Origin of the sequence: Streptomyces sp. NPDC102283, assembly GCF_044766265.1 — a bacterium.
Taxonomy (GTDB): Bacteria; Actinomycetota; Actinomycetes; order Streptomycetales; family Streptomycetaceae; genus Streptomyces.
The window spans coordinates 130,064-155,535 of the sequence record NZ_JBIWLQ010000010.1; the positions used below are offsets into that span (position 1 = coordinate 130,064).

22 protein-coding genes are annotated in these 25,472 nt (G+C 71.8%); 13 read left to right on the forward strand and 9 right to left on the reverse strand.

The features are described 5' to 3' along the window. Positions 1-2 precede the first annotated feature (2 nt). Together ACIRJT_RS21090 and ACIRJT_RS21095 are read right to left on the reverse strand one after the other, a co-directional pair. Positions 3-1,052: a glycoside hydrolase family 6 protein gene (locus tag ACIRJT_RS21090; protein ID WP_403911295.1), complete on the reverse strand. Its 1,050-nt coding sequence runs from the start codon at positions 1,050-1,052 to the stop codon at positions 3-5. A 136-nt stretch (positions 1,053-1,188) separates the two neighbouring features. Next, positions 1,189-2,172 (reverse strand): DUF5937 family protein, encoded by a 984-nt coding sequence (locus ACIRJT_RS21095; protein ID WP_403911297.1) that lies wholly within the window; start codon positions 2,170-2,172, stop codon positions 1,189-1,191. 82 nt (positions 2,173-2,254) lie between these two features. Between ACIRJT_RS21095 and ACIRJT_RS21100 the strand changes: the two genes are divergently transcribed. The 4 genes from ACIRJT_RS21100 to ACIRJT_RS21115 all read left to right on the forward strand — a co-directional run bounded on the left by ACIRJT_RS21100 (position 2,255) and on the right by ACIRJT_RS21115 (position 6,390). Then, the gene (locus ACIRJT_RS21100) at positions 2,255-3,679 is read left to right on the forward strand and encodes an MFS transporter (protein WP_403911299.1); all 1,425 of its coding nucleotides are present in this window, start codon (positions 2,255-2,257) and stop codon (positions 3,677-3,679) included. 10 nt (positions 3,680-3,689) lie between these two features. After that, positions 3,690-4,199, forward strand: coding sequence for a MarR family winged helix-turn-helix transcriptional regulator (locus ACIRJT_RS21105; RefSeq protein WP_217226404.1), 510 nt, complete (start codon positions 3,690-3,692; stop codon positions 4,197-4,199). Between the two features lie 67 nt (positions 4,200-4,266). Next, complete coding sequence (locus ACIRJT_RS21110) at positions 4,267-4,593, forward strand: DUF3817 domain-containing protein (protein WP_026290710.1); 327 nt, start codon at positions 4,267-4,269, stop codon at positions 4,591-4,593. Between the two features lie 96 nt (positions 4,594-4,689). Further along, a complete protein-coding gene (locus ACIRJT_RS21115; RefSeq protein ID WP_403911301.1) occupies positions 4,690-6,390 on the forward strand; it encodes a methylmalonyl-CoA mutase in 1,701 nt (566 codons plus the stop codon). Positions 6,391-6,502: 112 nt separating this feature from the next. On the opposite strand, the gene ACIRJT_RS21120 is transcribed toward ACIRJT_RS21115, so the two are convergent. Next, positions 6,503-7,129, reverse strand: coding sequence for a TetR/AcrR family transcriptional regulator (locus ACIRJT_RS21120; protein WP_403911303.1), 627 nt, complete (start codon positions 7,127-7,129; stop codon positions 6,503-6,505). Between the two features lie 451 nt (positions 7,130-7,580). On the opposite strand from ACIRJT_RS21120, the gene ACIRJT_RS21125 reads away from it, so the two are divergent. From ACIRJT_RS21125 to ACIRJT_RS21140, 4 genes are all read left to right on the forward strand, one after another. After that, positions 7,581-8,552, forward strand: coding sequence for a tetratricopeptide repeat protein (locus tag ACIRJT_RS21125; RefSeq protein WP_403911305.1), 972 nt, complete (start codon positions 7,581-7,583; stop codon positions 8,550-8,552). A gap of 653 nt (positions 8,553-9,205) precedes the next feature. Further along, on the forward strand, positions 9,206-9,862 hold the full coding sequence (locus tag ACIRJT_RS21130; RefSeq protein WP_403911307.1) for a DUF6230 family protein: 657 nt from the start codon (positions 9,206-9,208) through the stop codon (positions 9,860-9,862). Positions 9,863-9,959: 97 nt separating this feature from the next. Next, entirely contained in the window at positions 9,960-10,535 is a 576-nt protein-coding gene (locus ACIRJT_RS21135; RefSeq protein ID WP_403911309.1) for a DUF6114 domain-containing protein, read from the forward strand. Next, positions 10,525-11,817, forward strand: a complete 1,293-nt coding sequence (locus tag ACIRJT_RS21140) for a hypothetical protein (RefSeq protein ID WP_403911311.1) — start codon at positions 10,525-10,527, stop codon at positions 11,815-11,817. Before ACIRJT_RS21135 ends, ACIRJT_RS21140 begins: the two co-directional genes overlap by 11 nt. Positions 11,818-11,917: 100 nt before the next feature. On the opposite strand, the gene pyk is transcribed toward ACIRJT_RS21140, so the two are convergent. From pyk to pta, 3 genes are all read right to left on the reverse strand, one after another. After that, positions 11,918-13,348 carry a pyruvate kinase gene (gene pyk, locus ACIRJT_RS21145; protein WP_403911313.1) on the reverse strand — a complete coding sequence of 477 codons (1,431 nt, stop codon included), beginning with the start codon at positions 13,346-13,348 and terminating at the stop codon, positions 11,918-11,920. A 102-nt stretch (positions 13,349-13,450) separates the two neighbouring features. Continuing rightward, positions 13,451-14,662, reverse strand: a complete 1,212-nt coding sequence (locus tag ACIRJT_RS21150) for an acetate kinase (protein ID WP_403911561.1) — start codon at positions 14,660-14,662, stop codon at positions 13,451-13,453. A 53-nt stretch (positions 14,663-14,715) separates the two neighbouring features. Beyond that, positions 14,716-16,797 (reverse strand): phosphate acetyltransferase, encoded by a 2,082-nt coding sequence (gene pta, locus ACIRJT_RS21155; protein WP_403911315.1) that lies wholly within the window; start codon positions 16,795-16,797, stop codon positions 14,716-14,718. Positions 16,798-17,130: 333 nt separating this feature from the next. On the opposite strand from pta, the gene ACIRJT_RS21160 reads away from it, so the two are divergent. Further along, positions 17,131-18,156: an ATP-dependent 6-phosphofructokinase gene (locus ACIRJT_RS21160; RefSeq protein WP_007448045.1), complete on the forward strand. Its 1,026-nt coding sequence runs from the start codon at positions 17,131-17,133 to the stop codon at positions 18,154-18,156. Positions 18,157-18,220: 64 nt separating this feature from the next. Here the strand turns inward: ACIRJT_RS21160 and ACIRJT_RS21165 are convergent, their stop codons facing one another. The 3 genes from ACIRJT_RS21165 to ACIRJT_RS21175 form a co-directional block, all read right to left on the reverse strand. Beyond that, entirely contained in the window at positions 18,221-18,925 is a 705-nt protein-coding gene (locus ACIRJT_RS21165; protein WP_403911317.1) for a helix-turn-helix domain-containing protein, read from the reverse strand. 181 nt (positions 18,926-19,106) lie between these two features. After that, positions 19,107-19,781 (reverse strand): response regulator, encoded by a 675-nt coding sequence (locus ACIRJT_RS21170; protein WP_403911319.1) that lies wholly within the window; start codon positions 19,779-19,781, stop codon positions 19,107-19,109. Next, entirely contained in the window at positions 19,778-21,484 is a 1,707-nt protein-coding gene (locus tag ACIRJT_RS21175) for an ATP-binding protein (RefSeq protein WP_403911321.1), read from the reverse strand. Before ACIRJT_RS21175 ends, ACIRJT_RS21170 begins: the two co-directional genes overlap by 4 nt. Before the next feature lie 161 nt (positions 21,485-21,645). Here ACIRJT_RS21175 and ACIRJT_RS21180 point away from each other — a divergent pair, with 161 nt between their 5' ends. The 4 genes from ACIRJT_RS21180 to trxA all read left to right on the forward strand — a co-directional run bounded on the left by ACIRJT_RS21180 (position 21,646) and on the right by trxA (position 25,400). Continuing rightward, a complete protein-coding gene (locus tag ACIRJT_RS21180) occupies positions 21,646-23,010 on the forward strand; it encodes a cation:dicarboxylate symporter family transporter (RefSeq protein WP_403911322.1) in 1,365 nt (454 codons plus the stop codon). 235 nt (positions 23,011-23,245) lie between these two features. Then, the gene (locus ACIRJT_RS21185; protein ID WP_403911324.1) at positions 23,246-24,568 is read left to right on the forward strand and encodes an LAETG motif-containing sortase-dependent surface protein; all 1,323 of its coding nucleotides are present in this window, start codon (positions 23,246-23,248) and stop codon (positions 24,566-24,568) included. A gap of 56 nt (positions 24,569-24,624) precedes the next feature. Beyond that, positions 24,625-25,035 carry a MerR family transcriptional regulator gene (locus ACIRJT_RS21190; protein WP_403911326.1) on the forward strand — a complete coding sequence of 137 codons (411 nt, stop codon included), beginning with the start codon at positions 24,625-24,627 and terminating at the stop codon, positions 25,033-25,035. Further along, complete coding sequence (trxA, locus tag ACIRJT_RS21195) at positions 25,032-25,400, forward strand: thioredoxin (RefSeq protein ID WP_403911328.1); 369 nt, start codon at positions 25,032-25,034, stop codon at positions 25,398-25,400. Before ACIRJT_RS21190 ends, trxA begins: the two co-directional genes overlap by 4 nt. Positions 25,401-25,472 lie beyond the last annotated feature (72 nt).

The window sequence follows — 25,472 nt, forward strand, 5'->3', positions numbered from 1 at the left end:
GTTCAGGAGGCGGCGCGCCTCGCCAGGCCGAGCGCGTACTCCGGCCACCAGTCGCCGGCCGGCGGGCCGCCCCGGCAGGTGCCGTCCGAGTCGCCCGGCCGCTTGATCCACAGATAGGCGTCGAGCCGGTCGTCGCCGGTGTCGGTGGTCGGCGGCGTGCCGAGCCCCCGGCCCGGCGGATTGCACCAGGCCTCCTCACGGCCCCCGGACAGGGGGCCGTTGCCGTTGCGGCTGGTGTCGATCACGAAGTGCGAGCCGCCCACGGCGTCGGAGAGCCGCTTCGCGTACGCCTTCACGTTCTCGTTCGACTGGAAGTTGGAGACGTTCAGGGAGAAGCCGTCGGCCCGGTCGACGCCGGCCTGCCGCAGCGGCTGTGCCATCTTGGCCGGCTCGTCGATCCAGTCCGGGTTGCCCGCGTCCAGGTAGACCTGGGTCTTCGGCAGGGCCCCCAGCGTGTCCACCGCCTCGGAGAGGAGTTGGTAGCGCTCGGCGTGGTGCTCGGGCGGGGTGCAGCCGTCGGTGATGTGGGGGAGGGCGTCCGGCTCCAGGATCACGGTCGCCGGAGCGCTCCCGATGGCGTCGGCGAACTCGCCGATCCAGGAACGGTAGGAGTCCGCGTCCTTCGCGCCGCCCGCGGAGTAGAGCCCGCAGTCGCGGTGCGGGATGTTGTACGCCACCAGCAGGAGGGTCTTCTTCGTGCGGGCGGCGGACCGCGCGGCGGCCCGGATTCCCGGGGCCGGGTCGTCCCACGCGGGCCAGTCGGCCACCGGCCGGCCGGAGATCCGCCGCAGGATCTTCGCCTCCGCCTCGCGCCCCTCCTTCTCCCAGGCGCGCACCTGGCGGGCCGCGTCGCTGTTCGGGTCGACCCAGTACGGGGAGGCCGCGCTCGGGGCGGGCTCTCCCCGGACGAGCTCGTCCGCCGCCTCGGCGGTCCGGGTGACACGCGGTTCCGGTGTCGAGCAGCCCGCGGTGAGGACGGTCGCCAGGGTGAGGGCGGCCAGGACCGGGACGGTACGGGGGAGAGCGCGGGGGACGATTCTGCGGCCGGACATCCAGACCCCTAGGGCGGCGGTGACGCACGGATACGGAGCACAGGGAAACGTGAGCAATCGTGACATAACGGTTACGGGGAGTGGTGGTGCGACACTTTCCGTGACCCTTGTGCCCGCGACGGCCGCCCGGTGCGCGTCAGGCGGAGGCGGCCAGCGCGATGCCCAGCGGCGTGCGCTCGTACAGCACCTGGTGTCCGTAGCGCCGTGAGGTCAGCAGCCCCGCCCCGCGCAGCACGGACAGGTGGACCGACACGGACGAGGGGGCGAGGCCCAGCCGGTGCGCCAGCGCGCTCGTCCCGGCCGGTTCGTCCAGGGCGCACAGCACGTCGGCCCGGACCCGGCCGAGCAGCCGGGCGAGGGTCTCGGGGGTCCGGTCGCCGGACGCGCTCCACAGTCCGCCGATGCCGCGCGCCGGGTAGATCAGCCCGGGCCGCCAGGGCTCCTCGTGGCCGCCCACCACCTCGGGCCAGACGAAGACGCTCGGCATCAGCACCAGCCCCTGCCCGCCGAGCACCCGCTCGTGGTCGCCCTGGGTCCCGGCCACCGTGAGCGTCGAGCCGTTCCAGCTCAGCCGGGGGCTCAGCTCACCCAGGAGTTGTTCGAGCCCGCTGTCCGCGAGCCGCCGCGAGTGGTAGGTGATGTCCGCCTCCAGCAGCGCCCGCAGTCGGGGCCAGTACGGCTCGATCAGTGCCTGCCAGGCCTGCTCCAGCAGGTCGGCCAGCTCGCGCACGGCCCGCGCCGGATCGGCCAGCAGCCGCCGTCCCGTCGCCGACGCGGTCCCGCCCGGTCGGTCCGCCAGGGCCAGCGCCATGTCGGCCCGTGCCACCTCCGGATCGACCGCCCGCACCGCCGCGATCTCCTCCTCGAAGGTGGCCAGCGGCCCGATCGGCGGCGGGCAGATGAAGTCCGGGTTGTGGCCGACGGCCGGCATCAGCAGCCACAGCGGCTCCAGGTCCAGCGCCCCGGACGCCTCCCGGATCCGGCGGAGCCACGGCAGGTGGTAGCCGTGGCGGCCGGTGCGGTGCAGGGTGCGCACCGCCTCCTGGGTCTCGAACAGTGGTGACAGGGCGAACCGGCAGCGCAGCAGATCGCTCTCGCCGAAGTGCAGCTGGAACGGCATGCCTCTCCCTCACCTCGCGGCCGGACATTCGGCTCCAGCCGAAAGTCTAGGACCGGCCGCTCCTCGGCCGCAGGCTCGTCCCATGCCGACCGACAGCCCCGCCCCGGCGGACACACCCCGTACCCCGCCCGCCCCGGCGGCACCGGTCCCGGCTCCGCCCCCGGAGCGTGCCGCCCGCCCTGACCCGGGCCCCGGGCCCACGCTCCGGGAGCCCGCCGCCCCCGGCCCCGACCGCCTGGCCCCCGCCGCCCCGCGCGGCTACCGGGCCGTCTTCGCCGTCACCGAGTTCCGGGCCGTCTTCGCCGCGCACCTGCTCTCGCTGCTCGGCGTCGTGGTCAGTGAGCTGGCGCTCACCGTGCTCGTCTACGACCTCACCGGCTCCCCGCTGCTCAGCGCGCTGACGTTCGCGCTGGGGCTGCTCCCGTACATGATCGGCGGGACGCTGTTCGCGGGGGTCGCCGACCGCTACCCGGCCCGCCGCGTCCTGGTCGTCTGCGACCTGCTCTGCGCGGCCTGCGTCGCCGTGATGCTGGTGCCCGCCACCCCGGTCGCCGGACTCCTCGCCCTGCGCTGCCTGGTCGCCGCCATCGCGCCCGTCTTCACCGGCACCCGGATGGCGGCGCTCACCGACATCCTCGGCGAGGGCGACCTCTATGTGCTGGGCCGCTCCCTGCTGCGGATCGTCTCGCAGAGCGCGATGCTCATCGGGTTCGGCGCCGGAGGGGTGCTGCTCACCGTGCTGTCCCCGCGCGGCGCGATCACCGTCACCGTGGTGACCTTCCTGTGCTCGGCCGCCCTCCTCCGCTTCGGCACCCGCGACCGCCCCGCCCGCGCCGGCACCGGTGACGGCGGCGGCGGGACCCTGCTCAAGGAGTCGCTCTCCGGGGCCCGCCTGGTGCTGGGCGACCGCCGCATCCGGGCGCTGATGCTGCTGTTCTGGCTGCCCGCGATGTTCGTGGTGGCCCCGGAGGCGCTCGCCGCCCCGTACGCCGACGCGATCGGGGCCCCGCCCGCCGCGCTCGGGCTGCTGCTCTGCGCGATGGCCGTCGGGCACATCGGGGCGGAGCTGTTCGTGGGCTCCGCGCTCAGCCCCCGTAACCGCTCCCGGATCGTCCTGCCGGTCGCCGCCGCCGGCCTGCTGCCGCTCCTCGTGTACGTGGTCCGCCCCGGGCTGCCGCTGGCCGTGGCGGCCCTCGCCCTGGCCGGCGCGGGCGCCGCCTATGTGATCGGGCTCGACCAGTGGTTCCTCGACGCCGTGCCCCAGGAGTTGCGCGGCCGGGCCATGACGCTGCTCACCGCCGGGCTGATGACCGTCCAGGGCCTCGGGATGGCGCTGGCGGGGCTCGCGGCCGAGTTCTTCCCCGTGCACCAGGTGGTCGCCGGATCCGGAATCGTCGGCACCGCCTGCACGCTCCTGCTGGTCGCGGAGGTCCGCAGGACAGCCCCCGGACGGATGTCCGATACCGAAGGACGAGACGGGGCTGACCGGCATGTGACCAGTCGGTAAGGTCGATGCCGTGCCGAAGCCGCTCAGTCTTCCCTTCGATCCCATCGCCCGCGCCGACGAGCTCTGGCAGCAGCGCTGGGGACCCGTGCCCTCGATGGGGGCGATCACCTCGATCATGCGGGCCCAGCAGATCCTGCTCGCCGAGGTCGACGCCGTCGTCAAGCCGTACGGGCTGACCTTCGCCCGGTACGAGGCGCTGGTGCTGCTCGCCTTCTCCAAGGCCGGTGAGCTGCCGATGTCCAAGATCGGGGAGCGGCTGATGGTGCATCCCACCTCGGTCACCAACACCGTGGACCGGCTGGTCCGGTCCGGTCTCGTCGACAAGCGGCCGAACCCCAACGACGGCCGCGGAACGCTGGCGTCCATCACCGACAAGGGCCGCGACGTCGTCGAGGCGGCCACCCGGGACCTGGTCGCGATCGACTTCGGGCTCGGGGTGTACGACTCCGAGGAGTGCGCCGAGATCTTCGCCATGCTGCGTCCGCTGCGGGTGGCGGCCCAGGACTTCGAGGAGAAGTGAACGCGGGCTTCCGGTGAGGCCGGGGTCGCGCGAAGATCGCCCCGGTCGTCCCGTTACGCTCGTAGCCATGAAACAGAACGTGCTCACCCGCTACCGGGTGATGGCCTACGTCACCGCCATCTGGCTGCTCGTCTTCACCGTGGCGATCATCGCGAAGTACGGCTTCGAGACCGGCGACACCATGCTGATCTCGCAGATCCACGGCGTGCTGTTCATCGTCTACGTCGTCTTCGCGTTCGATCTCGGCTCCAAGGCGAAGTGGCCCTTCGGCAAGCTCCTGTGGGTGCTGGCCGCGGGCTGCATCCCCTTCGCCTCGTTCTTCGTCGAGCCGAAGGTCAGCCGCGAGGCCCGCGCCCTGGTCACCGACCCCGCCCCGGTCACCGCCAAGGCCTGAGCCGAAGGCTCCCGGGCCACCCCGAACCGCCCCGCGCGCGAAGCGCAGGGCGGTTTCCCATCGACATTTACTAGGACGTCCTAGTAAATTCGAGGTATGGACGCTGACGCGATCGAGGAAGGCCGCCTCCGCTGGCAGGCCCGTTACGACAAGGCCCGCAAGCGTGACGCGGACTTCACCACGCTCTCCGGGGACCCGGTCGAGCCCGCGTACGGGCCACGCCCCGGCGACACGTACGAGGGCTTCGAGCGGATCGGCTGGCCGGGGGAGTACCCCTTCACCCGCGGGCTGCACCCCACCGGCTACCGGGGCCGCACCTGGACGATCCGCCAGTTCGCCGGCTTCGGCAACGCCCAGCAGACCAACGAGCGCTACAAGATGATCCTCGCGGCGGGCGGTGGCGGCCTCAGCGTCGCCTTCGACATGCCGACGCTCATGGGCCGGGACTCCGACGACCCGCGCGCGCTCGGCGAGGTCGGCCACTGCGGGGTCGCCATCGACTCCGCCGCCGACATGGAGGTCCTCTTCGGTGACATCCCCCTAGGCGATGTCACCACCTCGATGACGATCAGCGGCCCCGCCGTGCCCGTCTTCTGCATGTACCTGGTCGCCGCCGAGCGCCAGGGCGTCGATCCGGGCGTGCTCAACGGCACGCTCCAGACCGACATCTTCAAGGAGTACATCGCGCAGAAGGAGTGGCTCTTCCAGCCCGAGCCCCACCTGCGCCTCATCGGCGACCTGATGGAGCACTGCGCCCGCGACATCCCCGCCTACAAGCCGCTCTCCGTCTCCGGCTACCACATTCGCGAGGCCGGGGCGACGGCCGCGCAGGAGCTGGCGTACACCCTCGCGGACGGCTTCGGCTACGTGGAGCTGGGCCTCTCGCGCGGCCTGGACGTCGACACCTTCGCACCCGGGCTCTCCTTCTTCTTCGACGCGCACCTGGACTTCTTCGAGGAGATCGCCAAGTTCCGCGCCGCCCGCCGCATCTGGGCCCGCTGGATGAAGGAGACGTACGGCGCGAAGACCGACAAGGCGCAGTGGCTCCGCTTCCACACCCAGACCGCCGGCGTCTCGCTCACCGCGCAGCAGCCGTACAACAACGTGGTGCGCACCGCCGTCGAGGCGCTCTCCGCCGTGCTCGGCGGCACCAACTCGCTCCACACCAACGCCCTCGACGAGACCCTCGCGCTCCCCTCCGAGCAGGCCGCCGAGATCGCCCTGCGCACCCAGCAGGTGCTGATGGAGGAGACCGGCGTCGCCAATGTGGCCGACCCGCTGGGCGGTTCCTGGTACGTCGAGCAGCTCACCGACCGGATCGAGGCCGAGGCCGAGAAGATCTTCGACCAGATCAAGGAGCGCGGCGCCCGGGCCCACCCCGACGGGCAGCACCCCATCGGGCCGATGACCTCCGGCATCCTGCGCGGCATCGAGGACGGCTGGTTCACCGGCGAGATCGCCGAGTCCGCGTTCCAGTACCAGCGGGCCCTGGAGAAGGGCGACAAGCGGGTCGTCGGCGTCAACGTCCACCACGGCTCGGTCACCGGCGACCTGGAGATCCTCCGGGTCAGCCACGAGGTCGAGCGCGACCAGGTCAGCCAGCTCGCCGACCGCAAGTCCCACCGCGACGACGCCAAGGTGACCGCCGCCCTCGACGCGATGCTCGCCTCCGCCCGCGACGGCTCGAACATGATCGCGCCGATGCTGGACGCGGTACGGGCCGAGGCCACGCTCGGCGAGATCTGCGGGGTGCTCCGCGAGGAGTGGGGCACCTACACGGAGCCGCCGGGCTTCTGAGGGGCCGTCACGTCATCACCCTCGTCCCGTCCGCCGTCCATCCCTCCCCGCGCCCCGGTGGCTACCCGCCGGGGCGCGGGGAGGGGGCGCGTACCGCCGGGGCCGGTCCCCGCTATCCCGCCTGCGCGCCCGCCAGCCCCAGCAGCAGCAGTGAGGTGAAGCCGCTCGCCCACGCGGAGTCCACCGGCTCCGCGCTCACCAGGGTGCGGTGCACCACGGCCCCGGCGATCACGTCGAAGATCAGGTCCGCGTTGCGGGCGGCCGTCGACGCGTCGTCCTCGTACCGCAACTCGCCGCGGGCCTGGGCGCGTTGCCTGCCCAGCAGCACCAGCCGCTTCTGCCGGTCCACGATCGCCGAGCGGATCCTCAGGCGCAGCGAGTCGTCACGGGTGGACTCGGCGACCACCGCCATCAGCGCCGTACGGGCCTCCGGCCGCTCCAGCAGGGCGGCGAACTGGAGCACGACGCCCTGCACATCGGCGGCCAGACTGCCCCGGTCGGGCACCTCCAGCTCGTCGAAGAGGACGGCGACCGCGTCCACGACCAGCTCGTTCTTGCCCGCCCAGCGCCGGTAGAGGGTCGTCTTGGCGACACCGGCCCGGGCCGCCACATCGCCCATCGTCAGCTTCGACCAGCCGAGATCGACCAGGGACGCCCGCGTCGCCTCGAGGATCGCGGCATCGGCCGCGGTGCTCCGCGGGCGTCCTGTTCGGGTGGCTTTGGGCTCGCTGTCGTTCATGATGCGGCGACCATACCGGCCGGTAGGGGAAACGGTTGTGCTCCGGTACCCGTGAGACAGATCACCGGGATGGCCTGTCCGGGCGGGGTGATCGGCGGTTACGCTACGGGTCGTAGCGTAAGGAAGGCGGCCGGATCGCCCTCGTACGCCACGGAACGAACGAGCGACAGCCACCGGGGTCTTTGCGGAGACCTCAGGCGCCGGGTGGGGACCCGGGGCCGCACGGACCGGCCGGATGGGGATCCGGAAGGTCCACCCGGGCCTTCGGGTCCGGTCAGTTCCAGCCAGGGTCTTTCAGGGGCCCGACCGGTTCCACCGGGCCTTTCGGGGCCGTCGGGGAGCCGGGGCCGCCTCGGCCCGTCCGCCCCCGCACACCGGTGGGGGCGCCCGGGCCGGTCCGGTTCTCGCACTCGCTTTCCGGAACGGTGCGCTCAGGGGGGAGGATGTACGTATGCAGCCTAGGAACATGTCCATGAGCGGCGTTGTCGACCTCGCCGCTGTCAAGGCGGCCGGTGAGGCCAAGGCCAAGGCGGAGCAGGCCCGCGCGGAGGCCTCCCGTACCGGTGGCGCCGGAGCCGTCGCTCCCGCCGCCCTGGTGATCGACGTCGATGAAGCCGGATTCGAGCGCGACGTCCTCCAGCGCTCCGCCGAGGTCCCCGTCGTCATCGACTTCTGGGCCGAGTGGTGCGAGCCGTGCAAGCAGTTGGGCCCCCTGCTGGAGCGCCTGGCCGTCGAGTACAACGGCCGCTTCCTGCTGGCCAAGGTCGATGTCGACGCGAACCAGATGCTGATGCAGCAGTTCGGCATCCAGGGCATTCCGGCCGTCTTCGCGGTCGTCGCCGGGCAGGCCCTCCCGCTCTTCCAGGGCGCGGCCCCCGAGGCGCAGATCCGCGAGACGCTGGACCAGCTGATCCAGGTCGGCGAGGAGCGCTTCGGGCTGACCGGGATCGTCGTCGACCCGGACGCCGCCACGGCGGACGCCGTCCCGGCCGAGGTTCCGGCCGGCCCGTACGACGCCGTGCTGGAGGCCGCCGCCTCCGCTCTCGACGCCAATGACTTCGACGGCGCGGTCCAGGCGTACAAGAACGTCCTCGCGGACGACCCGGGCAATCCGGAGGCCAAGCTGGGCCTCGCCCAGGCGGAGCTGCTCGGCCGCGTCCAGAGCACGGACCCGCAGGCGGTCCGCAAGGAAGCCGCGGAGAACCCGGGCGACGTGAAGGCCCAGCTCGCCGCCGCCGATCTCGACCTGGTCGGCGGGCATGTCGAGGACGCCTTCGGCCGGCTCGTCGAAGCGGTCCGCCGCACCGCGGGCGACGACCGCGACGCCGCCCGGCTGCGACTCCTGGAGCTGTTCGAGGTGATCGGTCCGGAGGACCCCAGGGTCACCGCCGCGCGCACCGCGCTGGCCCGCGTCCTGTTCTGACACCGGTCCGCCGTCCGCTCCGGACGAGCCCGATTGTGCCGATGTGACAAGACGGCCGCACCGCCTCCCGGGCGGCGCGGCCGTTTTGCCGTCCGGACGCCAAAGAAGAGCGCGATAAGCCCTCGCTTTACCAAAACTTGACAAAGATGCGAGCTGTTACTCGCAGTAAGGCGGGTCGATGCTTCTGTCCCGTTTCCAGGAAGTTTCCCGTCATTCCGATGTCCCTTTCGTGCCACCCTGCGTCGCCGCGTGATGCCGCCCTGTCGCCCTGTGGTTATCGGGCCGTTACTAGTCAGTAACGATCCCCCTTGTGTCACGGCCGTGAATGCACCACGATCGGCCACGCTCGGTCCAATACCTCCAGCCCGGCCTCCAGCCGGTGCCTGAGGGTCTGTTGGGTCCCCACCGAGTGGTCGGCGGCAGTGGCGCCGACCGCGGACAGGGGGGTTCCCGCCCACGGGCGGGGCCTGTCCGACCGGCTGTGCGGAAAGCGCGGCCAGTGGTTGTCGCTCGGGGGTGAACGCCGGTGGAACGGATGCGGGACACGTCTCCGTTCGCAGGCGCTCTCCTTCCCGAGGACGTAGCACTTCTCCCATCCCAGGACGGGCACGACGCCCGGACCGGAGATGTACGTCCGAGAAGAAGGAGCAAGTATGAGTTCCCAGGTTCGCGGTGGGACGAGATGGAAGCGGTTCGCTCTGGTCATGGTGCCGAGCGTCGCCGCGACGGCCGCGGTGGGCATCGGTCTGGCGCAGGGTGCGCTGGCGGCGTCGTTCAGCGTTTCCGGCCAGGAGTTCAAGGTCCAGGCCAAGGAGCTCAAGGGCCGCGACTTCGTCCAGTACGGCAGTGTGGCCTCGGGCAAGACGCTGGACGGCAAGCCGATGAACGCGCCGGTCGCGGTGTCGGGCTTCAGCGAGGCCTGGATCACGAACATGTGCCAGTCGGTCGTCACGCCGGACCTGCCGTTCGGCCTCGGCAGCGTCACCCTGAGGCTGGAGGCGGGCGGCGAGGGTCACAAGCGCGTCTACGCCAAGGACCTCTACCTCGATGTGTCGGAGCTCGACGCCGACGCCAAGTTCAAGAACATCGACATCGGCGTCGCGGCGGGCTCGCTCAAGAAGCCCGACGAGCCGGGGGCCATAGGCATCCAGCCCGGCACCCGGGCCGACGAGGAGGGCTTCGCCCAGCGGGCCGACGAGGCTCTGCTGACGAACGTCAGGCAGAAGGCGTGGGCCACGACGGCGGGCACCTTCAACCTCAGCGGTCTGAAACTGCGCCTGCACCAGGGCACCGAAGAGGAGTGCTACTAAGCACCCCGTCGGGTGACCGGAGCCCGTGCCTCACCGGTTTCCGGTCACCCACCCCTTCACTTCTCACCGCAGTACCGGTTCCAGGGAGCTGTTTTCCATGAGCCCCGAGTCCACAGGGCAGAACGAGCACTACATCCGCGTCTATCGGCGACGCTTCCGCGCCTGGCGGGGTAACCGGCCTTTCTGGGCCGGACTGTTCACCATGGCGGGTGGCGTTCCCATCGCCTACTTCCCGTACGCCAACATGCACCTCGGCAACGTGACGCTGGCCATGTCCACCACGGCCGGCGCGGGATCCCTGATCATCGGGGTCCTCCTGGTCACGCTCGGCCTGACGATGTGGTTCCACAGCATCGTCCGGGTCTTCGCCGGTGTCGCCGCCATCCTGCTGGCGCTGATCTCCCTACCCGTCGCCAACATCGGCGGTTTCGTCATCGGATTCGTCCTCGCCCTCGTCGGCGGAGCCCTGTCCATTTCCTGGGCCCCGGGCGGGACGAGGAGCGACGAGGAGCCGTTCGGCGAGCACGGGACCCGGCGCACCGCGCCGGCGAAGGGCCTGCCGTACGAGGACCGCTCCGAGGACGAGTTCCAGGCGGCGGCCGTCCCGCGGCAGCAGGGCTCCGGGTACGACCTGGCAGTCGACGGCGACGGCGGGAGGAACCGTGCGGGGTGACGACGGACAGCGGATGAACGCCTACCCCGGCGACGACCCCCGCGAGCGCAGGGGCCCCCGTCACGCGGCCCCCAGGAAGTCGCTGCTGACCAAGCTCCACCTGCCCAGCGGCAAGAAGGCGATCGCGCTCGCCGCGATGCCGACGGCGGTCTTCGTGGGCATGGGGCTGACGCCCAAGCTGGCCCTGGCCGACGACCGCGCCGACATCCCGTTCGCGCCCGGACCGTGCGTCACCCGGTCCGACGAGCCGAGCGGGTCCGAGTCGCCGAAGGCCACCCCCTCCCCGTCGGCCACGGAGAAGGACGAGGCCGGCAAGGACGCGAAGCCCGGCGACGACGCCACGCCCACGCCCACGCCCTCCGCCGGCGGCTCCGCCGACGGGGCGGAGCCCGACGCGGACAAGTCGGCGCGGTCCGCCGGGGAGACGCCCGCCGAGGCGCCCTCCGCGACCCCGACGCCCACGAAGTCGAAGAACCCGCTCGACCCGCTCGGCGTCGGCGACGCGCTCAAGGACCTCTTCGACGGGCCCGACAAGAAGACCGAGGAACCTGCGAGCCCGTCCCCGAGCCCCACGACCGAGGCCCCGGAGCCGTCCGACGAGCCGTCGGACGCGACCAAGGACCCGGCAGAGAGCGCCGCGGACAAGGCGAAGGAGACGTCCGACAGGACGGCCGACGCCATCCGCGAGGCGGCCGAGAAGGCGGGCAAGGACGTCGAGGAGCTCGACGAGGACGTCAAGGGACTCGACCCCAAGAAGGACGAGGACATCCCGGACGGCGCCAAGCCCCGCTTCCCGTGCCCCGAGCCGGACCCGGACGCGCTCGCCGCGGCCGAACTGGAGCCCGGCATCCCGCTGCTCCCGTCCGACCCGTGGATCCTGGAGTCGACGCTGCTCACCCTCAACGGCCTGGACTACCACGGCATCGTCGAGGTGAGGAAGGCGGACGGCAGCATCAAGAAGGTGCTCAAGTTCACCGCCAGCTCCATCGACATCAAGGACCTGCACCAGCTGACCGCCGGCCCCGCGGGCACGACCGGCCATGTGAAGTCGCGGCCCGGATCCACGTCGACGATCCGCGACGGCGAGGTGACGATGTACACGGAGGAGCTGAAGGGCAATCTCTTCGGTCTCATCCCGATCACCTTCACCCCCCGGACCCCGCCGCCGCTGAACGTGCCCTTCGCCTTCTTCACCAAGGTGAAGGTGGTCCAGGCCGGCCAGTTCGGCGGCACGCTCACCATTCCGGGACTGAAGAACTACCTCGACGGCGGCAACGGCTGACAGCCGCCCGCCCCCCGATCCCGTCCGGGAGCCGCACAGCGCCGTGGGCCGTACTCCTCACCAGGAGTACGGCCCACGGCGCTTCGGTGCGAGGTGCGGGTCAGACCCGCTCGCCGCCGCCCAGGTGGTGCACCCGGACCATGTTGGTGGTGCCGGGGATGCCGGGGGGCGAGCCGGCGGTGATGACCATCGTGTCGCCGTCGTTGTAGCGGTTCAGCTTCAGCAGCTCCGCGTCGACCAGGTCGACCATCGCGTCGGTGGTGTCCGCGTGCGGGACGACGTGCGACTCGACGCCCCAGCTCAGGGCGAGCTGGTTGCGGGTGGCCTCGTCCGTGGTGAAGGCCAGGATCGGCTGGGCCGTGCGGTAGCGGGAGAGGCGGCGGGCGGTGTCGCCGGACTGGGTGAAGGCGACCAGGGCCTTGCCGTCCAGGAAGTCCGCGATCTCGCAGGCCGCACGGGCCACCGAACCGCCCTGCGTACGGGGCTTCTTGCCGGGGACCAGCGGCTGGAGGCCCTTGGAGAGCAGCTCCTCCTCGGCGGCGACGACGATCTTCGCCATCGTCTTGACCGTCTCGATCGGGTACGCGCCCACCGAGGACTCGGCGGACAGCATGACCGCGTCCGCGCCGTCCAGGATCGCGTTGGCGACGTCGGACGCCTCGGCGCGGGTCGGCCGCGAGTTGGTGATCATCGACTCCATCATCTGGGTCGCCACGATCACCGGCTTGGCGTTCCGTCGGCACAGCTCCACCAGGCGCTTCTGCACCATAGGGACCTTCTCCAGCGGATACTCCACGGCCAGGTCGCCGCGGGCCACCATCACACCGTCGAACGCCATGACGACGCCCTCCATGTGCTCGACCGCCTGCGGCTTCTCCACCTTGGCGATGACGGGGACCCGGCGGCCCTCCTCGTCCATCACCTTGTGGACGTCCTTGACGTCGTCGGCGTCGCGGACGAAGGAGAGGGCGACCAGGTCGCAGCCCATCCGCAGCGCGAAGCGCAGGTCCTCGACGTCCTTGCCGGACAGGGCCGGGACGTTGACCGCCGCGCCGGGCAGGTTGATGCCCTTGTGGTCGGAGATGACACCGCCCTCGATGACGATGGTCCTGACCCGGGGGCCCTCGACCGCCACGACCTTCAGCTCGACGTTGCCGTCGTTGATCAGGATCGGGTCGCCCTTGACGACATCGCCGGGCAGGCCCTTGTAGGTCGTGCCGCAGATCGACTTGTCGCCGGGGACGTCCTCGGAGGTGATGGTGAACTCGTCCCCGCGGACCAGCTCGACCGGGCCCTCGGCGAACTTCGCCAGCCGGATCTTCGGGCCCTGGAGGTCGGCGAGCACGCCCACCGCGCGGCCGGTCTCGGCGGCCGCCTTGCGGACGCGGTCGTAACGGCCCTGGTGTTCCTCGTGGGTACCGTGACTGAAGTTGAAACGGGCCACGCTCATGCCGGCCTCGATCAGAGCGACGAGCTGCTCATGGGAGTCGACGGCGGGACCGAGGGTGCAGACGATTTTGGAACGGCGCATGGGGCGGATCCTATCGGTTTGTTTCGCTGCGGAATATTCCGTCTGGTGGAAGATACAAAGGGGCGCGGGGGTGCTCAGTTGTCGACCCGTCCGAACCGTGGACTACGGCCCCTCGACGAGCGCGAACGTCTGGTCGGCGATCTCCAGCTCCTCGTCCGTCGGCACCACGGCGACCGCCACCCGGGCGTCCCCCGGCGAGATCAGCCGCGGCTTTGCGGACCGTACGGCGTTGAGCGAGGCGTCCACCGCCATGCCCAGCTCCTCCAGGCCCGCGATGGCAGCTTCCCGCACCGGAGCCGCGTTCTCCCCGACCCCCGCCGTGAACACCACCGCGTCCACCCGGCCGAGCACCGCCGTATAGGCGCCGATGTACTTCTTCAGCCGGTGGATGTAGATGTCGAAGGCCAGCGCCGCCTGCTCGTCGCCCTCGTCGATCCGGCGGCGGATCACCCGCATGTCGTTGTCGCCGCAGAGGCCGACCAACCCGCTCTTCTTGTTCAGCAGGACGTCGATGTCGTCGGCCGACATGCCCGCCACCCGCTTCAGGTGGAACGTGACCGCCGGATCGATGTCCCCGGAGCGCGTTCCCATCACGAGCCCCTCCAAGGGCGTCAGCCCCATGGAGGTGTCCACGCACCGCCCGCCCGCGACCGCCGACGCGGACGCCCCGTTGCCCAGGTGCAGCACGATGACGTTCACGTCCTCGGGCGCCCGGCCCAGCAGCTCGGCCGTCTTGCGGGAGACGTACGCGTGCGAGGTGCCGTGGAAGCCGTAGCGGCGGATGCGGTGCGCGTCGGCGGTCTCCACGTCGATCGCGTACCGCGCGGCCGCCTCCGGCATCGTCGTGTGGAACGCCGTGTCGAAGACCGCGACCTGCGGCAGGTCCGGCCGCAGCGCCCGCGCCGTGACGATGCCCGTGATGTTCGCCGGGTTGTGCAGCGGTGCGACCGGGACGAGGCGCTCGATCTCCTCCAGCACCTCGTCGGTGACCACGGTCGGCGCGCTGAACCTCAGCCCGCCGTGCACCACCCGGTGCCCGATCGCGGCGAGTTCGGGGGAGTCGAGGCCCAGGCCGTCCGCCGCCAACTCCTCGGCCGCCGCCTTGAGCGCCGCGTCGTGGTCCGCGATCCGGCCCGTACGCTCACGGGGCTCGGCGTCGCCGCCGGTCAGCGGCGTGTGCACCAGGCGCGAGGTCTCCTCGCCGATCCGCTCGACCAGGCCCGAGGCGAGCCGGGAGCGGTCGCGCATGTCGAGGAGCTGGTACTTCACCGACGAGGAGCCGGAGTTGAGGACGAGGACGCGGTGCGGTTCCACAGAGGCTGCCGTGCTTTCGTTTCCGGGGTCGGTGGCCGGGGGAGTGGGTGTCGTCATGCGGGGCGCTCCTCGCCCTGCGCCTGGATCGCCGTGATCGCCACGGTGTTGACGATGTCCTGGACGAGCGCGCCGCGCGACAGGTCGTTGACCGGTTTGCGCAGACCCTGGAGCACCGGGCCGACCGCCACGGCGCCCGCCGAGCGCTGCACCGCCTTGTAGGTGTTGTTGCCGGTGTTCAGGTCCGGGAAGATCAGCACGGTCGCCTGGCCCGCCACCTCGGAGCCGGGCAGCTTCGTCGCCGCCACGGACGGCTCGACCGCCGCGTCGTACTGGATCGGCCCCTCCACCCGCAGCTCGGGCCGCTCCGCCCGCACCCGCTCGGTGGCCTCGCGCACCTTGTCGACGTCCGCGCCGGAGCCGGACGTCCCGGTGGAGTACGACAGCATCGCGATCCGGGGCTCCACGCCGAACCGGGCCGCCGTCACCGCCGACTGCACCGCGATGTCCGCGAGCTGCTCCGCGTCCGGGTCCGGGTTGACGGCGCAGTCGCCGTACACGAGGACCTTGTCGGCGAGGCACATGAAGAAGACGGACGACACGATCCTGGCGTCGGGCTTCGTCTTGATGATCTCGAACGCCGGGCGGATGGTGGCCGCCGTGGAGTGCACCGACCCGGACACCATCCCGTCGGCCAGACCCTCCTGCACCATCAGCGTGCCGAAGTAGTTCACGTCCGCCACCACGTCGACGGCCAGCTCCACCGTCACCCCGCGGTGCGCGCGCAGTTCGGCGTACCGCTCGGCGAAGGCGCCCCGCAGCTCCGAGGTGTGCGGGTCGATCAGCTGGGTGTCCGCGAGGTCGATGCCGAGGTCGGCGGCCTTCTTCCGGATCACGTCCACGTCGCCGAGCAGCGTGAGGTCGCAGACGTCCCGGCGCAGCAGTACGTCGGCGGCGCGCAGGACCCGCTCCTCGGTGCCCTCCGGCAGCACCACGCGCTTGCGGTCGGAGCGGGCCTGCTCCAGCAGCTCGTGCTCGAACATCATCGGCGTGACCCGTCCGCTGCGGGCCACGGAGATCCGGTCGAGGAGGGCGGCGGTGTCGACGTGGCGCTCGAACAGGCCGAGGGCGGTCTCCGCCTTGCGGGGCGTCGCCGCGTTCAACTTGCCTTCGAGGGCGAAGAGCTCGCCGGCGGTGGGGAAGGAACCGCCGGCCACCGACACGACCGGGGTCCCCGGTGCGAGCCGGGCGGCCAGCGTGAGTATCTCCTCGCCGGGGCGCTCGTTCAGGGTCAGCAGTACGCCCGCGATGGGCGGGGTGCCCGCGCTGTGCGCGGCCAGCGAACCCACCACCAGATCCGCCCGGTCCCCGGGGGTGACCACCAGACAGCCGGGTGTCAGCGCGTTCAGCAGGTTCGGCAGCATGGCCCCGCCGAACACGAAGTCCAGCGCGTCGCGCGCGAGCCCCGAGTCGTCGCCGAGCAGCACCGTGCCGTCCAGGGCCGCCGTGATCTGGGCGACCGTGGGCGCCGAGAGCGCCGGGTCGTCCGGCAGGACGGAGACGGGCACCGGCAGCCGGGCCGCGAGCCGCTCCGCGATCGTCTCGCGGTCCTCGGCGGCGACCCGGTTCACCACCATGGCCAGCACATCGCAGCCGAGGCCCGCGTAGGCGCGGTACGCGTTGCGGGTCTCGGCGCGGACGGACTCCGCGTTCTGCCCCTTGCCGCCGACCACCGCGATCACCGAGGCCCCGAACTCGTTGGCCAGTCGCGCGTTCAGCGCCAGCTCGTCGGGGAGTTGGGTGGCGGCGAAGTCGCTGCCCAGGACCAGGACCACCTCGTACGCGCGGGCCACCTGGTGGAAACGCTCGACGAGCCGGGAGACCAGCTCGTCCGTGCCCTTCTCCGCCTGCACGGCCGAGGCCTCGTGGTAGTCCAGGCCGTAGACCGAGGCCGGACTCTGGGAGAGCCGGTAGCGGGCCCGCAGCAGCTCGTAGAGCCGGTCGGGCCCGTCGTGGACCAGCGGACGGAAGACGCCGACCCGGTCCACCTGACGCGTCAGAAGCTCCATGACTCCCAGCTCGACGACCTGGCGGCCGTCCCCCCGGTCGATCCCGGTCACGTACACGCTGCGCGCCACGCGTGCTCTCCCGTCCTTGTGTTCGGTGCCGCGACCCGTAGGGCGTCCGGACGTGCGGTGATGCCCCCGTGCCCGCCCGGTGATCCGCCGGGTGCGGCATTGGCCTGCATTGCCTCTTGACGATACCTGCGAGGGCCGCTATGCCGCCCGCCGGAGGCCTCGCCCCGTCGGGCGGCACGGCGGGCCCGCCCGACAGGGCCTCCTACCCCCTGCACCCGGCCGAAAGCGCGGGGTCCGCGCCGGGCGTGGGACAATCGTCCTGGTTCAGGGCACGGAGGCCGCCACGGTCGGCCTCCCGGAAAAGCGCGACTAGCGAGCAGGAGACACACCTCGATGCGCATCGGAATTCTCACCGCGGGCGGCGACTGCCCCGGCCTGAACGCAGTGATCCGGTCGGTCGTCCACCGGGCCGTGGTCGGCCACGGCGACGAGGTCATCGGCTTCGAGGACGGCTTCAAGGGGCTGCTCGACGGCCACTTCCGCCCCCTCGACCTCAACGCGGTCAGCGGCATCCTCGCCCGCGGCGGCACCATCCTCGGCTCGGCCCGCCTGGAGCGCGACCGGCTGCGCGAGGCCGCCGAGAACTGCGAGGAGCTGTCCCGCCGTTACGGCATCGACGCGCTCATCCCGATCGGCGGCGAGGGCACGCTCACCGCGGCCCGCATGCTCTCCGACGCGGGCATGCCGGTCGTCGGCGTCCCGAAGACCATCGACAACGACATCTCCTCCACCGACCGGACCTTCGGGTTCGACACGGCGGTGGGCGTCGCGACCGAGGCCATAGACCGTCTCAAGACCACCGCCGAGTCCCACCAGCGGGTGATGGTCGTCGAGGTCATGGGCCGGCACGCGGGCTGGATCGCGCTGGAGTCCGGGATGGCCGGCGGCGCCCACGGCATCTGCCTGCCCGAGCGCCCCTTCCAGGTCGACGACCTGGTCAAGATGGTCGAGGAGCGGTTCGCGCGCGGCAAGAAGTTCGCCGTCATCTGCGTCGCCGAGGGCGCGCACCCGGCGGAGGGCTCCATGCCGTACGCCAAGGGCGAGATCGACCAGTACGGCCACGAGCGCTTCCAGGGCATCGGCAACCGTCTGGCCATCGAGCTGGAGACCCGGCTCGGCAAGGAGGCCCGGCCGGTCATTCTCGGCCATGTCCAGCGCGGCGGCACGCCGACCGCGTACGACCGGGTGCTCGCCACCCGCTTCGGCTGGAACGCCGTGGAGGCCGTGCACCGCGGCGACTTCGGCCGGATGACCGCCCTGCGCGGCAACGACATCGCCATGGTCCCGCTCGCCGACGCCGTCACCCAGCTGAAGAGGGTGCCGGCCGAGCGGATGTACGAGGCCGAGTCGGTCTTCTAGCCGCCCTTCCGGCAGGGGCCGACCCTCCAGAACCGCACGGGCCGCACGGGCGGCCCGTGCGGGGTCACACCCCGGCGGTCCGCCAGAACTGGTCCACCACCCGGGCCAGGAACGCCCGGCCCGCGTCGCCCGTCGACCCGGAGCGTTCCTGGCCCGTGCTGCTCCAGCTCAGCGTGGAGACCATCAGGGCCTGGTAGTCGGCGTGCAGTTGTTCCAGCGTGTCCTGGATCAGTGCCCGGTCCAGCGGGACGATCTTGGCCACCGGGCGGACGTACGCCTGCCAGCGCGTGGTGACCGCGCTGCTCAGCAGCTCCGCCAACTCCTCGTCGCGGCCCGTCGCCGTCAGGAACTGCGCCGTCGTCAGCCCCAGCGCCCGGCACAGCGCCGCCGACTGCTTCTCGTTGCCCCGCCAGCGCCCCGACTCCTCCATCCGCAGGTACGAGGCGCCGGTCATCCCCAGCTGACGGGCCAGCTCGTCCACGCTCAGGTCCCGGGCCATCCGGTGCTCGCGCAGGGTGACGGCGGCGGTCAGCAGCTCCCCGGGGGCGCACCAGAGGACGCCGGAGAGGGCGGTCAGCTCACGCTCCCCGGGCGTCGCGAGGCCGCGCTCCCAGGCGATGACGGTCTCTGCGCTGATCCGGAGTCCGTACTGGGCGGCGAGCCCGTAGGCGACATGACCGGGAGCCATCCCCAGAGCCTCGCGGAGACGGCGCGCGGCGGGGGCGTTGAATGGCGGGGTGGGGTGCACGGGCCCACCGTAGAAGTCCATTTCCGCCCTGGCTACGGTACGTTCCGCACAGATCACGCTTCGTAGGAACCTCCAGTCGCGAACCGGGCGGGCGGTACGTGAACCCGGCCCCACCAGCGCTTTCTTTTGCACCTCCGCAGAAGCGCACCGCGGGCGTGAAACCGACCGGCAAGCGCTTGTCGGCCCCTTCGTCCGCGACCGGTCAGCGTCCTGCGGCCAGCCAGCGGTAGTGCAGCTCCGGTCGGCCGACCTGACCGTAATGCGGACGCCTCGCGGCGCTGCCGACGGTCACCAGGTGCTCCAGGTACCGCCGGGCGGTGATCCGCGAGATGCCCAGCCGCTCCCCGGCGGCGGCCGCCGTCACCCCTTCCGGCGATCCCTTCAGCACCCGGGTGACCGCCTCCAGCGTCGGGCCGCTGAGGCCCTTGGGCAGCGCGGCCGGATGCGCGACCCGCAGCGCGCCCAGCGCCCGGTCCACCTCCTCCTGCCCGCTCGCCTCCCCGGCGGCGCCCCGGAACTCCGCGTACCGCACCAGCCGGTCCCGCAGCGTGGGGTACGTGAACGGCTTCAGCACGTACTGCACGACGCCGAGCGACACCCCCTCCCGCACCACCGCGAGATCCCGCGCCGAGGTCACCGCGATCACGTCCGCCCCATGGCCGGAGGCGCGCAGCGAGCGCAGCAGCCCGAGCCCGTGCCCGTCGGGCAGATAGAGGTCGAGCAGCAGCAGATCCACCGGCGTCCGCTCCAGCGCCCGCACGGCCGCCGCCCGGGTGTGCGCCACCGCCGTCACCGTGAAGCCCTCCACCCGCTCCACGTACATCTGGTGGGCGTCGGCGGCCACCGGATCGTCCTCCACCACCAGGACCCGGATCATGCCGTGACCTCCTTGTGCCCGGCCCCGGCCCCGGGCCCGGGCTGCGAGCCTGCCGGCGCCCGGGCCGGAAGCGGCAGCCGTACGGTGAAGCGCGCGCCGCCGTCCGGACCCGCGTCCAGCTCCACCGTGCCCCCGTTGCGGTACGCCGCCTGCCGCACCAGCGCCAGACCGAGCCCGCGCCCCGTCCCGTGCGTCGACCAGCCGCGCCGGAACACCTCGGCCGCCGCCTCCGGACCGATGCCCGCTCCGGTGTCCGCGACCCGCAGCAGCAGCTCCCGCTCGTCCGCGAGCGCCGTCACGGTGACCCGGGCCCGTCCCGCCGGACCTCCGGGCGCCCGGGGCGCGGGCACCGCCCCGGAACCGTCGTCGGCCGCGTCCGAAGCCGCTTCCACCGCGTTGTCGATCAGATTGCCCAGGATCGTCACCAGATCACGCTGGGCCAGCGAGGGCGGCAGTGCCCCGTCGTCGATCAGGCTGTCCTCCGCGAGCACCAGCTCCACACCCCGCTCGTGTCCCTGGGCGGCCTTGCCCAGCAGCAGGGCCGCGAGCACCGGCTCCTCCACCGCCCCCACCACCCGGTCGGTCAGCACCTGGGCCAGCTCCAGCTCCGCCGTCGCGAAGTCCACCGCCTCCTCCACGCGGCCCAGCTCGATCAGCGACACCACGGTGTGCAGCCGGTTCGCCGCCTCGTGGGCCTGGGAGCGCAGCGCCTGCGTGAAACTGCGCTCGGAGTCCAGCTCGCCGGTCAGCGCCTGGAGCTCGGTGTGGTCCCGCAGGGTCACCACCGTGCCGCGTTGTTCACCGCCCACCACCGGACGGGTGTTGACCACGACCACCCGCTCCGCCGTCAGGTGCAGCTCGTCCACCCGTGCCTCCGACGCCAGCAGCGCCCCGGTCAGCGGCGCGGGCAGGGCCAGCTCGTCGACCGTACGGCCGACCGCCTCCGTGTCCGGCTCCAGGCCCAGCAGCTCCCGCCCGGCGTCGTTGATCAGCGCGATCCGCCGCCGCCCGTCCAGCATCAGCAGCCCCTCGCGCACCGCGTGCAGGGTGGCCTGGTGGTAGTCGTGCAGCCGGCTCAGCTCCGCCGCGTTCATCCCGTGGGTGTGCCGTCGCAGCCGCGCGTTGACCACGTACGTGCCGATCCCGCCGAGCGCGAGCGCCCCGCCCGCCGCGAGCGCGAGGGCGCCGAGCTGGTCCCGGACCTGCGAGGAGACCCGGTCCACCGTGATGCCCGCGCTGACCAGGCCGACGATCCGCCCGTTGTCGCGGATCGGGGTCACCACCCGTATCGAGGGGCCCAGCGTGCCGGTGTACGTCTCGGTGAAGGTCTGCCCGCGCAGGGCCTTCGCGGTGTTCCCGAGGAAGGTGTCCCCGATCTGCTCCGCGTCCGGATGCGTCCAGCGCACCCGCTCGGTGTCCATGATGGTGATGAAGGCGATCCCGGTGTCCTCGCGCACCCGTTCCGCGTACGGCTGGAGTGCGGCGGACGGGTCCGGGGTACGGATGGCCTCCCGCACGGAGGGGGAATCGGCCACCGCCAGCGCCGCCACCCGCACCTGCCGGGCGGCCGTCTCCTCGGCCTGCTCGCTGCCCGAGACGTACGCGAAGACGGCACACCCCGCCACCACCGCGGCGATCAGGACGACCTGCATGGCGAAGAGCTGGCCCGCCAGGGATCGAGGACGGGTACGGGGGAGGCGCATACCCCACAGTCTGCCTCGCCCCGCCGGGCCTTCTCCGGGTGGCCGGAAAGTGACTGTGAACGATATGAACGCAAGGGTGACCGGGGTCACAGGGCGGTGGATAGTCGCCGGAGCCCCCAGGGACGGGGGCACACGCTATGACCGAGCCGAGGAGCCCCACCATGGCTGTGGCAGCCAAACAACGGGACCGCACCCACTACCTGTACATCGCCGTGATCGCCGCCGTGGCGCTCGGCATCCTGGTGGGCTTCGCGGCCCCCGGGGTGGCCGTCGAGCTGAAGCCCATCGGCGCCGGCTTCGTGAACCTGATCAAGATGATGATCTCGCCGATCATCTTCTGCACGATCGTCCTGGGCGTCGGCTCGGTGCGCAAGGCCGCCAAGGTCGGCGCGGTCGGCGGTCTGGCGCTGGGCTACTTCCTGGTCATGTCGACCGTGGCCCTCGCCATCGGCCTGCTCGTCGGCAACGTCCTGGAGCCCGGCTCCACCCTCCACATCACCGAGCAGGCGCGGGCCGCGGGCGAGGCGCAGGCCTCGGGCGCGAGCGAGTCCACCGTGGACTTCCTGCTGGGCATCATCCCGACCACTATCGTCTCCGCCTTCACCGCGGGCGAGGTCCTCCAGACCCTGCTCGTCGCGCTGCTCGCGGGCTTCGCGCTCCAGGCGATGGGCTCGACCGGCGAGCCGATCATCCGCGGCATCACCCACATCCAGCGCCTCGTCTTCCGCATCCTCGCCATGATCATGTGGGCCGCCCCGGTCGGCGCGTTCGGCGCGATCGCCGCGGTGGTCGGCGAGACCGGCCTCGACGCCCTGAAGTCCCTGGCGATCATCATGATCGGGTTCTACGTCACCTGCGCGCTGTTCGTCTTCGTGGTGCTCGGCGCGATCCTGCGCCTGGTCGCCGGGGTGAACCTGTTCTCGCTGCTGAAGTACCTGGGCCGCGAGTTCCTGCTCATCCTGTCCACCTCCTCCTCCGAGTCGGCCCTGCCGCGGCTGATCGCGAAGATGGAGCACCTGGGCGTCAGCAAGCCCGTCGTCGGCATCACCGTGCCGACCGGCTACTCCTTCAACCTCGACGGCACCGCGATCTACCTCACGATGTCCTCGCTGTTCATCGCCAACGCGATGGGCGATCCGCTGAGCGCGAGCGAGCAGATCTCGCTGCTGGTCTTCATGGTCATCGCCTCGAAGGGCGCGGCGGGCGTGACCGGCGCGGGCCTGGCGACCCTGGCCGGCGGACTCCAGTCGCACCGCCCCGAACTCGTCGACGGCGTCGGTCTGATCGTCGGCATCGACCGCTTCATGAGCGAGGCCCGCGCGTTGACCAACTTCGCGGGCAACGCGGTCGCCACGGTGCTGGTCGGCCACTGGACCAAGGAGATCGACAAGGACCGCGTGAACGAGGTGCTCGCGGGCCGGGTCCCGTTCGACGAGAAGACCCTCGTCGACGACCACGCCCCGGCAGCAGGCTCCGGCGAGGTCCCCGAGCAGCGGGACACCGCGGAGCAGCCCGCGAAGGTCTGACCCGGCGCCGCGCCCCCACGGTCACCGCACTCCCCACAGCCGCTGCGGCGCCCCCCACCCGAGGACACCCGTACCCCCGGTACGGGTGTCCTCGGCTTCCGTGTCCGGTACTGGTGCCTTGTGTCCGTGTTCTGTCACGACCGCTCCGGACCGCACAACCCTCCTCGTCCGGTGGCGGTCTTGGGGGGTGAAGGACCACAGTCCGTTCCACGAGCCCCACGACCGAAGGACTTCCATGCGCTTCCCCCCTTCCCGCAGCCGTACCCTGCGCGGCGGGACCGCCGCCGTAGCCGCCGCAGCGCTGGTGGCGCTGGGCGCCGTGCCGGCGCTCGCCGCCGAGCCGGAGCCGGACCTCGGCGTCGGAACGATCGCGCCGATCAAGGGGGTTCAGGCCGGAAGCGCGTTCTCCACACCGCTGACCTTCCTCAACAAGGGGACGGAGGAGGTGCCCGTCTCCTACGTGACGTACGCCGTGTCGCCCGGTCTCCAGGCGGACGAGATGCACAAGAACTGCAGCTACTACACGATCCCGTCCTACGACGAGATGCCCGACTCGCACGTCGCCGCCTGCAAGATCGACCAGCCGCTGAAGCCGGGCGTCGTCTACGGGACGGACAAGCCGCTCTCCCTCAAGGCGCTCGACTCCGCGCTCAACGACGACCTGCGGGTGACGATCGGCGTGACCGAGCCGGACCCGGACGAGGGCGACAGCGGCTCCACCGATCCGGTACAGGGCACCGGCGACCCGCTCACGCTGGTCGAGAAGAACCCGGCCACCGACGCCGACCGGAAGAACCACCCCCAATCGGCCGCATCGGCCGACGTCACGGCGGCGAACACCGCCGACTTCGGCCTGACCGGCGCCGAGCTGAAGGGCGAGGTCGGCGACAAGGTCACCGCGACGGTGAAGTTCGCCAACAAGGGCCCCGCCCGCGTGCAGGGCACCCGCGACGAGAGCGTGACCACCGTCGACATCCGGATCCCGAAGGGCACCTCCGTCGTCAAGGCGCACGGATACTGCGACGCGGTCACCAAGACGCACTACAGCTGCGGCACCTCGCAGTCCTGGGTGGACGTGGACGGCGGCGAGAGCTACCCCTTCGTCCTGCGCATCGACAAGGCGGTCGGCCGTACCACCGGCGAGGTCTCCTTCAGCGGGCAGGAGCGCCCCTTCGACCGGAACGCGGCCAATGACACCGCGCAGATCGTGATCGACACAGGCAAGGGCTCGGACACCTCCGGCTCCACCGGTTCGACCGGCGGTACGGGCGGTGGTACGGGCGGTGGTACGGGCGGTACGGGCGGCTCCTCGTCCACCGGAGGCTCCGGCTCCACCGGCTCCACGAGCGGCTCCGGCACCACCGGCACCACCGGCGGCTCCGCCGGCACGGGCGGCTCGACGGCCGGCGGCGCGACCCCGCAGACGACCGGCGGCAACCTCGCCGCGACCGGATCGGACTCCACCGCGCCGCTCGTCGGCATGGCGGCCGCGGCGGTCGCCGCGGGCGGCGGCATCGTCTGGGCCGTGCGCCGACGGTCGGCGGCCCGCGCCAACTGACGGCGCGGCGCCGAAGCCCTTGCGTTGACGTCGGCGTCAAGGAATACGTTCGTCCCATGCGAATCGGGGAGCTGGCCGAACAGGCCGGGACGACGACGCGGACGCTGCGCTACTACGAGTCGCGCGGGCTGCTGCCCGCGCGGCGCGCGGAGAACGGCTACCGCAGCTACGACGAGGACGACCTGCGTCTCCTCCAGCAGATCCGGACCCTGCAGGACTTCGGGTTCGACCTGGAGGAGACCAGGCCCTTCGTCGACTGCCTGCGCGCCGGTCACCCGGCCGGGGACTCCTGCCCCGCCTCGCTCGCCGTCTACCGGCGCAAGCTCGACGAGCTGGACGGGCTGATCGGCCGGCTCACGTCGGTGCGCGCCGAGGTCGGTGCACAGCTGGCCCGAGCCGAACTGGAGGCGTCGGCCGAGCAGCCCGGTGGACCGGCGCCCCGCTGCGAACTGGAAGGACACCCATGATCCGGACCGAAGGCGTCACCGAAGTCACCGAAGTCACCGAAGTCACCGAAGTCACCGAAGAGACCTTCGAGGCGGAGGTGCTGAAATCCGCGCTGCCCGTGCTGGTCCAGTTCACCGCCGACTGGTGCGGACCGTGCCGCCAACTCGCGCCGGTGCTAAGGGAGATGGCCCGCGAGGAGGCCGACCGGATCAGGATCGTCCAGCTCGACGTCGACCGCGAAACCGCGATCACCGTACGGTACGGCGTGCTGGCGACACCGACCCTGATGGTCTTCCGGGCGGGCGAGCCGGTGAAGTCGATCGTCGGCGCCCGGCCCAAGCGCGGGCTTCTGAAGGAACTGGAGGACGTCCTCGCGCCGGCCTGACCGAACCGCGCCTGACCGAACCGCGCCAGCTCCGAGCTGCGACCGCTCTGAGCTGGACGCTTCCCCGAAAGT

Excerpts from the sequence above, each read along its gene's own strand:
- ACIRJT_RS21175 (WP_403911321.1), bottom strand. The coding sequence starts at position 21,484 with ATGCGCCTCCCCCGTACCCGTCCTCGATCCCTGGCGGGCCAGCTCTTC.
- ACIRJT_RS21135 (WP_403911309.1), top strand. The coding sequence starts at position 9,960 with ATGAGCCCCGAGTCCACAGGGCAGAACGAGCACTACATCCGCGTCTAT.
- pyk (WP_403911313.1), bottom strand. The coding sequence starts at position 13,348 with ATGCGCCGTTCCAAAATCGTCTGCACCCTCGGTCCCGCCGTCGACTCC.
- ACIRJT_RS21130 (WP_403911307.1), top strand. The coding sequence starts at position 9,206 with ATGAGTTCCCAGGTTCGCGGTGGGACGAGATGGAAGCGGTTCGCTCTG.
- ACIRJT_RS21120 (WP_403911303.1), bottom strand. The coding sequence starts at position 7,129 with ATGAACGACAGCGAGCCCAAAGCCACCCGAACAGGACGCCCGCGGAGC.
- ACIRJT_RS21125 (WP_403911305.1), top strand. The coding sequence starts at position 7,581 with ATGCAGCCTAGGAACATGTCCATGAGCGGCGTTGTCGACCTCGCCGCT.
- ACIRJT_RS21170 (WP_403911319.1), bottom strand. The coding sequence starts at position 19,781 with ATGATCCGGGTCCTGGTGGTGGAGGACGATCCGGTGGCCGCCGACGCC.
- ACIRJT_RS21190 (WP_403911326.1), top strand. The coding sequence starts at position 24,625 with ATGCGAATCGGGGAGCTGGCCGAACAGGCCGGGACGACGACGCGGACG.
- ACIRJT_RS21095 (WP_403911297.1), bottom strand. The coding sequence starts at position 2,172 with ATGCCGTTCCAGCTGCACTTCGGCGAGAGCGATCTGCTGCGCTGCCGG.
- trxA (WP_403911328.1), top strand. The coding sequence starts at position 25,032 with ATGATCCGGACCGAAGGCGTCACCGAAGTCACCGAAGTCACCGAAGTC.
- ACIRJT_RS21115 (WP_403911301.1), top strand. The coding sequence starts at position 4,690 with ATGGACGCTGACGCGATCGAGGAAGGCCGCCTCCGCTGGCAGGCCCGT.
- ACIRJT_RS21090 (WP_403911295.1), bottom strand. The coding sequence starts at position 1,052 with ATGTCCGGCCGCAGAATCGTCCCCCGCGCTCTCCCCCGTACCGTCCCG.
- ACIRJT_RS21165 (WP_403911317.1), bottom strand. The coding sequence starts at position 18,925 with ATGGACTTCTACGGTGGGCCCGTGCACCCCACCCCGCCATTCAACGCC.
- ACIRJT_RS21100 (WP_403911299.1), top strand. The coding sequence starts at position 2,255 with ATGCCGACCGACAGCCCCGCCCCGGCGGACACACCCCGTACCCCGCCC.
- ACIRJT_RS21160 (WP_007448045.1), top strand. The coding sequence starts at position 17,131 with ATGCGCATCGGAATTCTCACCGCGGGCGGCGACTGCCCCGGCCTGAAC.
- ACIRJT_RS21180 (WP_403911322.1), top strand. The coding sequence starts at position 21,646 with ATGGCTGTGGCAGCCAAACAACGGGACCGCACCCACTACCTGTACATC.
- ACIRJT_RS21110 (WP_026290710.1), top strand. The coding sequence starts at position 4,267 with ATGAAACAGAACGTGCTCACCCGCTACCGGGTGATGGCCTACGTCACC.
- ACIRJT_RS21185 (WP_403911324.1), top strand. The coding sequence starts at position 23,246 with ATGCGCTTCCCCCCTTCCCGCAGCCGTACCCTGCGCGGCGGGACCGCC.